Origin of the sequence: Butyrivibrio sp. XBB1001 (assembly GCF_000424505.1) — a bacterium.
In the GTDB taxonomy this organism is placed as follows: Bacteria; Bacillota; Clostridia; order Lachnospirales; family Lachnospiraceae; genus Butyrivibrio.
Window position 1 is genome coordinate 271,856 of record NZ_AUKA01000001.1, and the last position, 10,498, is coordinate 282,353.

Annotated in this window: 12 protein-coding genes; all 12 read right to left on the reverse strand. The window is 37.9% G+C overall.

Annotation, left to right across the window (positions count from 1 at the left end; all coding sequences use genetic code 11):
- Positions 1–24 precede the first annotated feature (24 nt).
- The 12 genes from G631_RS0101170 to cdd all read right to left on the reverse strand — a co-directional run bounded on the left by G631_RS0101170 (position 25) and on the right by cdd (position 10,496).
- Entirely contained in the window at positions 25–2,511 is a 2,487-nt protein-coding gene (locus G631_RS0101170) for a sensor histidine kinase (RefSeq protein WP_026487870.1), read from the reverse strand.
- Positions 2,511–3,206 carry a response regulator transcription factor gene (locus tag G631_RS0101175; RefSeq protein WP_026487871.1) on the reverse strand — a complete coding sequence of 232 codons (696 nt, stop codon included), beginning with the start codon at positions 3,204–3,206 and terminating at the stop codon, positions 2,511–2,513. The genes G631_RS0101170 and G631_RS0101175 overlap by 1 nt, the downstream gene beginning before the upstream one ends.
- A gap of 120 nt (positions 3,207–3,326) precedes the next feature.
- A complete protein-coding gene (gene pgeF / locus G631_RS0101180) occupies positions 3,327–4,196 on the reverse strand; it encodes a peptidoglycan editing factor PgeF (protein WP_026487872.1) in 870 nt (289 codons plus the stop codon).
- Positions 4,197–4,225: 29 nt separating this feature from the next.
- A complete protein-coding gene (locus G631_RS0101185) occupies positions 4,226–4,591 on the reverse strand; it encodes a YraN family protein (RefSeq protein ID WP_026487873.1) in 366 nt (121 codons plus the stop codon).
- 66 nt (positions 4,592–4,657) lie between these two features.
- Entirely contained in the window at positions 4,658–4,951 is a 294-nt protein-coding gene (locus G631_RS0101190) for an EscU/YscU/HrcU family type III secretion system export apparatus switch protein (RefSeq protein ID WP_026487874.1), read from the reverse strand.
- Between the two features lie 2 nt (positions 4,952–4,953).
- Positions 4,954–6,687, reverse strand: a complete 1,734-nt coding sequence (gene fliK, locus G631_RS0101195; protein WP_026487875.1) for a flagellar hook-length control protein FliK — start codon at positions 6,685–6,687, stop codon at positions 4,954–4,956.
- Positions 6,684–7,445, reverse strand: coding sequence for a ribonuclease HII (locus G631_RS0101200; protein ID WP_026487876.1), 762 nt, complete (start codon positions 7,443–7,445; stop codon positions 6,684–6,686). Before G631_RS0101200 ends, fliK begins: the two co-directional genes overlap by 4 nt.
- The gene (gene lepB, locus G631_RS0101205) at positions 7,445–7,978 is read right to left on the reverse strand and encodes a signal peptidase I (RefSeq protein WP_026487877.1); all 534 of its coding nucleotides are present in this window, start codon (positions 7,976–7,978) and stop codon (positions 7,445–7,447) included. Before lepB (G631_RS0101205) ends, G631_RS0101200 begins: the two co-directional genes overlap by 1 nt.
- Before the next feature lie 34 nt (positions 7,979–8,012).
- Positions 8,013–8,891, reverse strand: a complete 879-nt coding sequence (gene ylqF, locus G631_RS0101210) for a ribosome biogenesis GTPase YlqF (protein WP_026487878.1) — start codon at positions 8,889–8,891, stop codon at positions 8,013–8,015.
- 20 nt (positions 8,892–8,911) lie between these two features.
- Complete coding sequence (gene lepB, locus G631_RS0101215; protein ID WP_026487879.1) at positions 8,912–9,505, reverse strand: signal peptidase I; 594 nt, start codon at positions 9,503–9,505, stop codon at positions 8,912–8,914.
- 74 nt (positions 9,506–9,579) lie between these two features.
- Positions 9,580–9,930: a 50S ribosomal protein L19 gene (rplS, locus tag G631_RS0101220; RefSeq protein ID WP_026487880.1), complete on the reverse strand. Its 351-nt coding sequence runs from the start codon at positions 9,928–9,930 to the stop codon at positions 9,580–9,582.
- A 140-nt stretch (positions 9,931–10,070) separates the two neighbouring features.
- Positions 10,071–10,496, reverse strand: coding sequence for a cytidine deaminase (gene cdd, locus G631_RS0101225; RefSeq protein WP_026487881.1), 426 nt, complete (start codon positions 10,494–10,496; stop codon positions 10,071–10,073).
- Positions 10,497–10,498: the final 2 nt, after the last annotated feature.

Below are 10,498 nucleotides of genomic sequence, written 5' to 3' on the forward strand. Positions count from 1 at the left end.
TGCTAATGCTTCTAACTTTTTAAATCATGCCTCCTCAAAGGTAAGGATTACCTTGAAAAGATCTCCATCTAATTTGATCTTAAAGTCGCCTCCCTGTGCAAGTGTAAGATTCTTGGCTATAGATAGGCCAAGTCCGCTTCCTTCAGTTGTTCTTGACTCATCTCCCCTTATAAATCTCTCAGCCAGATCATCTCCATCAAGATCTAACTCTCTTGCAGAAATATTCTTTACTGAAAATTCTACAACTCTCTTTCCATCCTCTTTTTCCTTGCGCTTCATATCCATGTAAACCCTTGTATTCGGAAGCGCATATTTACAAGTATTGCTAAATAGATTTTCTATTACCCTCCATAGGTGTCTTGGGTCAGCCATGATCTGGATACTACTCTCATTGCATCTAAAGATTGGCTGCAGTCTGGCATTTTCAAACTTCTCGTAAAATTCTCCAATATTCTGATTAACAAGCTCAACAAAGTTTATCTTGCTAAGAGTAATGCTGATATTGCCTGAGCTTATCTTTGAAGCATCAAGTAAGTCTTCAATAAGCTGTTTTAGCTTAAGGGACTTATTATCAAGGACCTCAACATATTCAGAGACTTTTGGATTTTCAATTTTTTCTCTTTTTATAAGACCAATATAGTTAATTATAGAAGTAAGCGGTGTCTTGATATCGTGAGAAACATTTGTAATAAGATCAGCCTTAAGCTTTTCATCTTTCATGCTAGTCTCTACAGCCTTTTCTATACCTTCTCCGATTGAATTAACAGCGTCAGCCAATAGGATATTATCAGCATGTAGATCTCTAGTATCAACTTTAGCTTTGACATCTCCATTTTTGATATTTTCTATGACATGTATGATCTTGTCCCTGTCAGTATTTTGCCTATACAGATATATTCCGATCAAAAGATCCATGAAGATAGCAATCACAATACCAGCCAGGCCTATCTCAAACAAAAGAAGGTTTATTGCAACAAATATCACATATGGGACCCATGTCCTGATAAAGACATTACCATTATCAGTGGTATTTACGATAACGTCCCTTGCCCCAAAGCTCACCACTCTTGTAAAGCTGCTCTTCCACAGTTTTCTATTAATTATTCTGTTTGTAAATTCATATATTACATACAGTATACCTATATCAGCAAGGATTGCAGAAAGCCCAACATAATAAGGGAAGGTCTCAAGCTGCGTCATTTTGATAAAGCTGGTTTTCATAGCAAAGCTTGCGATAATAAATATCATTATAGGTATAGCAACAAGAACAAGACCTAAAAGGAATACTCCTTCAGAATAGAAAATACCGCTGGAGGCTTGTCCATTAGAAATATTTTCATCGTCAGCCCTTTTTCTCCTGGCATCCCTGAATATGATAGCAAAAATCCCAATATAGGCTATTATGGCAATGCCGCATAAGATATACAGTTGTGTCCTATAAGGCATATACTTTGTAAAGTTTGCCTTTCCCTGAGTAAAATCATCACTACATGGATAGTTTTCTGTATCTACAGCTATATAAATCTTAGTCTGATCAGGAAAAGCATAGCTGTAGGACTTTACTAATGATCTAAATACATTTTCCTTAATCCGGGTGTTGGTATCATATCTAAGTTCATAGGGGCAATAATAAGCATATTTGCCATAGCCCTTGAAAACTTCCAAAATATCGATTCCTACTGTATCTCCAGATAATTCCTTGACGTTAGTGAAAACCTGAGTCTTGCCATTAATTACTCTTGAAACATAGAATCTTACATTGCTATTCTGATACTGGTAATAAGTAGTAAGCTGGCCATATTCCTTAAAATTGCTTGTCAGTTCTCCAATCGTCTCCTGAATATTTGTACAAAGAGAAATGTATTCATCCCAGTTTGTAACAAGGTCCTCTATGTTCTTGCCATCAACAGTCTGATATCTTGATACCAGTATATTATGAACACCAGAATCCATAACGGAATTGCCAGAAATCGTAAAGGTAAGAGTGTTATCAGGTATTTGAGAATTAAGATAGGAATTCATTCCACCCGAAAAGTTGTTATTATTTATGTGAGTATAGGTAGTGGCTCCTCCAAGAAAAGAAGCAGCCTCCTCAGATGTAAACTCTTTGGTTTCAACATCAATACCGCTTTGTCCCCATTTCAACAGGTCTGATAAATGGTAAACAGCTGTAACATAGTCACCAGGCACCATTGTAAACCTGTTAACATAGGCGGTAACATCTATGTTCTTGTCGCCATCATAGTTTCCATCAGTTTCCATAAGACTTTTAAAGGAAACAAGCCTTAGTACACTGGCTGCATTATTGCCAAATATGTTATTGAACAAAAGAGATTCCTCAAATGTTCGTGTTCTGTCAGACTTATACAGATTGTAAGTATAATCGCCATCAGCTCCTGTCAGGACAATACTTGAACCGGAAATTGAATAAGCCAGCACAAAAGCTATAAAGCCGGCAAGTACATGCTGAAAAATCTTTAGTATTCTTTTTAGTTTCCCTGTAAGTCGCATTATAAGTCCTCATCCTCAATCTTGTAGCCAACTCCCCAAACAACTTTTAGGAATTTAGGTTCCTTAGGGTTAATCTCTATTTTCTCTCTAATATGTCTGATATGAACTGCAATAGTATTATCTGATCTGCCGGCACTCTCATGCCAGATGTTTTCATAAATCTGGTCAATTGAGTAAACTTTTCCTTTATTTTTGACAAGGAAGCACAGAATGTTGTACTCAAAAGGAGTTAGCTTTATGTTTTCACCAAACACAAAGCATTCCTTGGAGTTGTCATCCACCACAAGGCCTCCAGCAGAATAGACATTATCATTTTCTGTTTCAGAGCCAAGAGATGTGTACCTTCTCATATTTGATTTAACTCTGGCTACAAGTTCAAGTGGATTAAAAGGCTTGGTCACATAATCATCCGCCCCAATATTAAGCCCTAGGATTTTATCTGAATCTTCGGACTTGGCAGATAAAAAGATTACCGGAATAGAGCTGAACTTTCTAAGTTCCTTGACCATTCTGATACCATCCATATTAGGCATCATTATGTCTACAACTGCAAGCTGTATTCTGGCTCTTCTGATAATATCCAGTCCCTGCAGTCCATCATAGGCCTTAAACACAGTGTAGCCCTCTTCTGCCAGATATATATCAATGGCATCTACTATTTCCTTATCATCATCACAAACAAGAATGTTTTCCATAACTATCACCTTTTTACAATCTATATCTTAATTAAATCATTAAATTCTTAAGATTTACCATCGAAATTTATTAATCTTTTTGCCTCTTTTCTTAAGAAATTTACGCTTATTCGTTTATTATTACTCTCTTATACTAAGGAAAGCCGCAAGATTGCCGCGATCTTCATGTTGTACTCTATGAGAGAATAAAATATCGGAATTACATTTAGTACAAACATCAGTAACAAGAATATTTTCTTTTTTAACTCCGCTCTTTAATAAAGACAATCTAATGGCATTCCAAAGATAAAGTCTGTATTTGTCATTTGGGTAAGGAATAAGTATTCCTTCTTCTGAAAGTTCTTTTTCTGAATAGTTCTCAGAAAACTCTTTTGCCACATCACTTCCAATTTCATAACATGGTCCGCATATAGAAGGGCCGATAGCTGTCACAAGATCTTCCGTCTTTGTTCCATAGTTTTGAGCCATAGCCTCTATAGTTCTTACTGCAATTTCGCCCTTTGTTCCCTTCCAGCCTGAGTGTGAAAGGCCAATTGCCCTGTGTACAGGGTCCACAAAATAAATTGGTGGGCAATCCGCATGGAAGGTAGAAAGAATGATTCCAGGAACATTAGTCACAAGGCCATCTACGTCAGTGTAGTCTCTTTCTATATAAGGGCCCTTTCCTCTGTCTTTTTCTGTGACTACCCTCACATTAGTAGTATGAGTCTGAAAGGTAGACACAAAATCTTTGAGGCTATGTCCATGTCCCATGCATTCTGCAATTCTCATATAGTTTTCATCCACATTTTCCTTTATATCGCCTCTTGTATAGCTTAGATTCATCTGACTATAACAGCCGCTACTTACTCCACCTAGCCTTGTGCTAAACAGATGATCAATAAAATCTATTTTTTCAAGCCTTGGAAAAACAAAATAATATACTCCATTTTTTTCTCTTAGCTCAAGGGTTCTATCTCCGCCAGTTCTTCTTATACAAATATTCTTCATATTATTTTCTCCCAAAACAAAACTTTATATTAGCCCACATGATCGAAGGCATTCTTATACCATCTAATTGTAGCAGTATTGTCTACATCTGTAATAGCAATTACGTCATATCTAATTGGAAAATCAGTGGAATATTTCTTTGAATAAAGATAAAGCTTAGAAAGCTTGCAGATTTGCCTTTGTTTAGAAAATGTAACGGCAGCCTCAGGGGCTCCGAATCGTTTATCCCTTCTGTACTTGACTTCAATAAAGACAAGGTATTTCCCATCCCGGGCAATGATATCAATCTCACCTCTAAGAGCCCTATAGTTTCTCTCAACTATCCTGACTCCCTCGCCTTGAAGATAAGTACAAGCAAGGGATTCATAATAATCTCCTACTTGTCTCTTATTCATTATTTAGTTCCCATCTTTAAAAACATAAATGGCATGATATCATAAAAATTTACATTTGTCTAATTATTATTTTCTCGCCTTATCTTTTGCCTTTATCTTGTCCATTGCATCAACAAATACGAGAATCTCAGCCACAACCTCATAAAGCTCTGGAGGGATCATCTCTCCGATTTCAAGTTTGGACAAGGTATCTGCAAGCTTATCGTCCTGATGGACTGGTATTTTATTACTCTGAGCCTGTTCTATTATCTTGTCAGCCAAAGCTCCTTTTCCTGATGCTATTACCTTAGGCGCTCCGTCTTCTCCAGGATCATAGCCAAGGGCTACGGCAGTTTTTACTTTTTTCTTTTCATCAGCCATTATCACACCCTCGCATCAAAAGAATTTGTTGTTAAAAGTGGAGTCCTTGAAACTGATAAAAGTTCATCCACAGCATCATTTTCACCGCTTTCATCCCCATGAAGCATCAAATTGACACTAAGTGAATATCCCCTTTTTTCCAGCCTGTCATTAAGAATATGAATATTGTCATTTATCAGGTCAAGAACGCTATCATCGGCCACATAAAAATTTGTTGTGACCTTCATATCCTTCATCTTTACATAAACATCTATGGGTCCCAGATTATCCATATCAAGATGCAGGATTGCACTAACTGACCCATCTTCACTCATTTTTTTATTCTTGTTTCTATAGACATAAAGATCTCCATTGGCATTTTGCCCAGCCATCTGAAGAGGTAACTGAACATACTGAAACATCTGATTTAGCTGATTCATAAAATCCAGGTTATTACTAAGATTATTTGCAGACTGTGCAAGTTTTGACTGTGGTCCAAGTGTATCAGAAATTGAATCCAAAAGACCCTTTGCCTGGGCGCCAAGCCTCTGATAGAGGTTATCAATATTTTCTTTTTTCTCCACATCGCCTGGTCTAAGGAGCCACTGATCAGTTATATTTTCTTTCAAAAGGCCTTTAAATTCCTCTGAAGAAAAGAGCTTTTTAAAAGAGGCAAGTTCAACAGGGTTAGAAAGATCAGCTGATTCGAAGGCATTTGCAAGCTCTTTAAACAATGTTTTACTTGCATCAGTATTTCCTAGCGCTAAACCTTTTACAAGACTTTGCAAGGTTTTCTCAGATATATTAAGATTCTGAAGGTTATCCAAAAAGTCATTCGAAAGCCGAAGCTGGCCATTTAAGCCTTTTTCCCCGTTTTCTTTTGGAGTATCGCTTTGTCCCTGCAAAAGAGCAAGTGCCCTGTCAGCAGCACTTTGTCTAGATTCAGCTGTTATCTCTTTTTCGCCTAAAAGACCTAAAGAAGGCCCCTCTTCATTTTCTGCGCTACCTTCAACTGCCTTTTCAGGTGACAAAGGAGTTGTATTCACGGCATTTTGTAAGCCTTCAGAAGATAATTCTCCTCCAAAGAGTTTCAGGATATTGCCATACAAATTTATTGCCGCACTGGTATTGCCACTTTCCATAAGTGAATCAAAGGCCTTTGGAAGCTCATCAATTATACTGCTCATTTCAGTAGTAACCTGGTGCTCATAATTTTTGTAGCTTGTATACTGTTCAATATTATTTTCATTTATTGGAATATTAAGACTTTTCATTTCTACAAGTGTCTGAATACTTGTATCAGAAAAGGTATTTAGATTCTTGCTCATTTCCAGAAGAGATGATTTATCTATTGGAAGGCCTGCTTCCATCATATCTTTTACCATCTGCAGGGACTCATTATTAGCTTCAAGTCCTGCAGCTTCAAGAGCCCTTAATGTACTCTGATAAATAGATGTATTTTCAAAAAGCGGTGTGATTGAAACGCTGTCAGCGCTAGCACCCCTGACAGCAAACATAAGAGTCTGTCCTTCTTTAAGGCCCATTCCTTCAGAAAGTTTAGCAGAAATTGTAGCGTTTCCTATATCTATACTAGCAATTTTCTCGCCCTCAAGGTCGGTTACAGACAAAACTTTCCCGCTAAGCATAGCTCCATTTTTAAGTTCAACGGAGACTGCCTTGGACTGAAGGTCAGAAACCTGACCTTCAGTTACGAGTATGTTATTACCTGAACTTGAAACGCCAGAAATATTACTCATACAAAGTTTCCTATAAAAGATCTGCGATGAATCGGGCAAGGACCATATTTTTTGAGGGCGCTTATGTGATCAGCGCTGCCATATCCCTTATTGGAATCAAATCCATATTCAGGATATATTTCTGCATACTCCTTCATGATCCTGTCTCTTGTAACCTTGGCAACAATGCTGGCAGCAGCTATTGAAACGCTTTTTGCATCTCCCTTAATGATTGATATCTGCTTATAATCCTCAAGTTGAGGTATATGAACAGCATCTATCAAAAGAGCATTTGGCTTGACGGAAAGGCTATTAACAGCCTTAGTCATAGCTTCATAAGTTGCCTGTAGAATATTGATCTCATCAATGCGTTCACATGTAGAAGAGCCTATGCCTACTGCGACAGCTTTCTCCATGATAACATCATATAACTCTTCTCTCTTTTTTTCGGATAATTTCTTAGAATCATTTAGATATAAGATATCGCAATCTTTAGGAAGAATAACAGCTGCAGCATAGACAGGTCCAGCAAGAGGCCCTCTACCTACTTCATCTATTCCGCATAAAAAGCCGAGACTATCATATTCCTTTTCATATTTCTTCATAGTCTCAATTCTGTCTATCTCTTTATAAAGAGCATCCAGCTTCTTGGAAGCTGTTTCCACAAGCTTTTTAACGCCTGCCCTGTCATCTTCAGAATAAGAATTTATAAAAGCCTTTAAAGCTTCCTCATTATCAGAAGCCTTAAGAGCATCCTTTATTTCGGATATTGCCTGCATCAGTTGATTCCTCCGAAGCTGTCAAATGGGTATATTCTCAGGAACGCATGACCCAGGATATCTTTTTTATTTATAACACCTACAGATGGATCACGACTATCCATACTGTGGTTTCTGTTATCACCCATTACAAAATATTCATCTTCGCCAAGTGTAACTCCGTCAAAGGCTACACCTGGGTCAAGAATAGTCTCCGCACCATAATGCTCGTCCAGAACTTCTCCATTTATATAGATTGTGCCCTCCAAGTCGATACTAACTGTTTCTCCTGGAAGTCCAATGACTCTTTTGATAAAGTACTCATCTTTGCCATATCTGTAAGGAAATACAACGATGTCATACCTGTTGGCATCGCCAAATCTATAAGTTACCTTCTCGATAAGAAGTGAGTCATGATCATACAAAGTAGGTTCCATTGAATGTCCACTTACTTCTGTTCTCTGCATTACAAAGGTAATAAAAAGAAAAGTCAGTAAAAAAACAACTCCCAAGTAAATTATAGTGCTCAATATTTCCTTTAATACTTTTTTCATATCCATTCGGGTCTCTCCAATGTAAGTTAATTATTTAGGCATTTGGTCTTTCTAGTGAAAGCTTACCCAACCTTCCGTTCCTGAAATCATCCAAAAGAAGTGCAGCTGCTCTGTCCATATCAGGCTGTGCCCCTTGTTTAAAGCACTTTCTGTTTATCGCAATTGCAGAAAGTACAGCACTAAGAGGAGTTGCGTACTGCTCATTTTCAAGTTCCTCTAGCTGTTCCTTAGTTATATTATACTTCTCGTTAATGGCATTTGGATAGGATTCTTTCAAAATTCTGATAAGTTCACAGGCAAGTTCTGTGCCATCCAGGTTGTCATCATTCATAGAGCCAATAAGTGCAAGATGCAGTCCTACCTCTTCGTCCTCAAATTTAGGCCATAGGATACCTGGAGTATCAAGAAGCTGCATATTCTTACCAAGAGCAATCCACTGCTTACCCTTAGTTACGCCTGGCTTATTGCCTGTCTTAGCTGCAGCTTTACCTGCAAGCTTATTTATAAAAGTCGACTTTCCAACGTTAGGAATCCCGGCAACCATAGCTCTGATAGGTCTTCCCACAATACCTCTTTTTTTATCTCTTTCTATCTTCTCAGCGCAGGCATTCTGAACAAGCTCCTTGACCTTTCCCTGTTCATTACCCGTCTTGGAATTCATCTCCATAACAAAATAGCCCTGTTTCTGATAGAATTCCTTCCACTCCTTAGTCACCTTAGGATCCGCCAGATCAGCTTTATTCAAAATGATCAGTCTGTACTTATTCTTGCCAAGTTCATCAATGTCTGGATTTCTGCCAGCTGCAGGTATTCTGGCATCTGTAAGTTCAATAATGATATCAATAAGCTTGATATTTTCCTGCATCATTCTGATAGCCTTGGTCATATGACCTGGATACCACTGAAAATTCATAATTCACCTTTCCTTTTTAACTACTTTAAAATAAAGCCTCCGCTACTATCTTTAAAACCTAGTTTAAACCATGCCTTACCCACCATCATACTCTGGGTAACTACGCCGATATTTGCACTTCTTGAGTCTTCACTACTATTTCTATTGTCACCAAGGACAAAGTATTCTCCGCTTTTAAGTTTGATCTCACTGGAAGCAATTCCTGCATCTTCCATTTTATCATAGTTTTCCTGGTCTTTCGTCTGGACTTCTCCATTTATGTATAAAAGACCATCTATTATCTGAACCTTATCTCCAGGCACAGCAACTACACGTTTTACATAATAATGAGAATTAGAATTACCATTAGGTAAAAACACTATTATATCCCCGGTAGATGGCCCAAGGATCTTGTAAATCAGCCTGTTAACAAGGACAGTCTGACCATTCACTGCAGAAGGTTCCATGGAATCACCAATTACCTTGACCTGCATTCCAAAAACAAATACTACCAAAAATGCGAAAGCTACAATTCCTATGGTCATAGTTATCCATGAAAAGACCTCTCTAATAACCTTAGGTGATATTGTTTTCTTCTTCTGATAAAAAGATAGTTTGTTTCTCCTACGTCGCATTTTCTTTCCCCAAAAAAGTTTTATTAAAGAAAAAAGAGGCAATTACTAAAAAGTAACTGCCTCTATCAAACAAATTATCTGGTAACAAGTTCCTTAACCTTAGCTTTCTTACCTGTAAGTCCCTTAAGGTAGTTAAGCTTAGCTCTTCTTACCTTACCTCTTCTAACAACCTCTACCTTCTCAACGATAGGTGAGTGAAGTGGCCATGTCTTCTCAACGCCAACACCGTAAGACTCTTTTCTTACTGTGAAAGTTGTACGGTTGCTTCCGCCCTGGATCTTCTTAACAGTTCCCTCGAAAACCTGTACTCTCTCACGGTTTCCTTCCTTGATCTTAGCGTGTACTCTTACAGTATCACCTGTGTTGAACTGAGGCGCATTAGCGTTCAGCTGCTCTTTCTCGAGCTCTTCGATAATTGTACTCATATTTCTTCTCCTATTCTATGGACGTTCTTGCCATAAACGAGTGTTAATTGGGTTAATGTTATAGCAGAGGACCGTCTGATTGTCACAACGTACTATACTATAACACACCAAGCAGGAAGAAGTCAATAATTTATACAATTTTATGCCCTAATTAAGTTAGAAGGTCCAAATCTGTCAGGCAAAATTTCTGGCAGTGTGTATACCTTATAATCATCTACAGATTTAGCGCAGATAATAATAAACTCATCTGTACAGAACTCGCTCATAACCTGTCTGCATACTCCACAAGGGCTGCAATCATCTAAAACTTCTGCTCCCTCCGCGCCTCCGCAGATAGCAATTGCTTTAAATTCCTTTACTCCCTCACTTACTGCTTTAAAAAATGCTGTTCTCTCAGCGCAGTTAGTAGGGGTAAAAGATGCATTTTCAATATTACAGCCTGTGAAGACTACATCATTTGCAGCAAGAAGTGCTGCCCCAACATTGTAATGTGAATATGGAGTATAAGAAAAATTTCTCATATCCAATGCCTTTTCAATAAGGCTCTTTATTTCTTCTGTTGTCATAT

Excerpts from the sequence above, each read along its gene's own strand:
- G631_RS0101170 (WP_026487870.1), bottom strand. The coding sequence starts at position 2,511 with ATGCGACTTACAGGGAAACTAAAAAGAATACTAAAGATTTTTCAGCAT.
- ylqF (WP_026487878.1), bottom strand. The coding sequence starts at position 8,891 with ATGAATTTTCAGTGGTATCCAGGTCATATGACCAAGGCTATCAGAATG.
- lepB (WP_026487877.1), bottom strand. The coding sequence starts at position 7,978 with ATGAAAAAAGTATTAAAGGAAATATTGAGCACTATAATTTACTTGGGA.
- G631_RS0101200 (WP_026487876.1), bottom strand. The coding sequence starts at position 7,445 with ATGCAGGCAATATCCGAAATAAAGGATGCTCTTAAGGCTTCTGATAAT.
- pgeF (WP_026487872.1), bottom strand. The coding sequence starts at position 4,196 with ATGAAGAATATTTGTATAAGAAGAACTGGCGGAGATAGAACCCTTGAG.
- fliK (WP_026487875.1), bottom strand. The coding sequence starts at position 6,687 with ATGAGTAATATTTCTGGCGTTTCAAGTTCAGGTAATAACATACTCGTA.
- cdd (WP_026487881.1), bottom strand. The coding sequence starts at position 10,496 with ATGACAACAGAAGAAATAAAGAGCCTTATTGAAAAGGCATTGGATATG.
- G631_RS0101175 (WP_026487871.1), bottom strand. The coding sequence starts at position 3,206 with ATGGAAAACATTCTTGTTTGTGATGATGATAAGGAAATAGTAGATGCC.
- G631_RS0101185 (WP_026487873.1), bottom strand. The coding sequence starts at position 4,591 with ATGAATAAGAGACAAGTAGGAGATTATTATGAATCCCTTGCTTGTACT.
- G631_RS0101190 (WP_026487874.1), bottom strand. The coding sequence starts at position 4,951 with ATGGCTGATGAAAAGAAAAAAGTAAAAACTGCCGTAGCCCTTGGCTAT.
- rplS (WP_026487880.1), bottom strand. The coding sequence starts at position 9,930 with ATGAGTACAATTATCGAAGAGCTCGAGAAAGAGCAGCTGAACGCTAAT.
- lepB (WP_026487879.1), bottom strand. The coding sequence starts at position 9,505 with ATGCGACGTAGGAGAAACAAACTATCTTTTTATCAGAAGAAGAAAACA.